We start from the raw sequence: 579 nt of genomic DNA, 5'->3' as shown, positions 1-579 counted from the left end.
GCGATGTTCTTCGATCTTAAGGCCGACGCCGCGTCGGGCATGCAGAGCGCCATCGAGAGCGTGGTGGGTTTCGGCAACACCGCCGCGAACACCTTCGAGGGCGCCTACGAGGCGATCAAGGCGATCTGGGGCCTGCTGCCCGCCGCCATCGGCGATCTCGCGTTCCAGGCGGCCAACAGCCTGGTCGATGGCGTCGAGGCGATGCTGAACGGCGTGGTCTCGCGCATCAACGGCTTCATCGGCGGCATCAACCAGGGGCTCGAAGCGCTCGGGTCGGAGCGGCGAATATCACTGGTTCCGGACCTCGACCTCGGCGAAATCGAGAACCGCTTCGAGGGCGCGGCCAGTGCCGCCACCACGGCGGCGCAGGCGGCATTCGACCGTGCCTTCGAGGACAACCCGCTGAGCGCGCCCGACCTTGGTCTGTCCGAGGCGGCGAACCGCGCGCTCGAGTCCGCCAACCTCTATCGCGGAGCCGCGCGCGATCTGGCGGAAGGGGCCCGCGCCCCGCTCGAAAGCTGGCAGGCGCTGCGCGATGTCGTGCGCGGCACCGATGAGGCCAGTGCTGATGCGCTGACC

The 579-nt window shown here is 69.1% G+C and carries 1 pseudogene; it reads left to right on the top strand.

Features of this window, described 5'->3' with window-relative positions:
* A pseudogene (locus E3D03_RS21215) lies at positions 1–579 on the top strand (phage tail tape measure protein); the annotation flags it as partial.

The organism is Paracoccus sp. DMF, assembly GCF_004407025.1.
GTDB lineage: Bacteria > Pseudomonadota > Alphaproteobacteria > Rhodobacterales > Rhodobacteraceae > Paracoccus > Paracoccus aminovorans_B.
The sequence above is the reverse complement of the archived record's forward strand: the minus strand, read 5'-3'. Positions and strand labels throughout refer to the sequence as shown.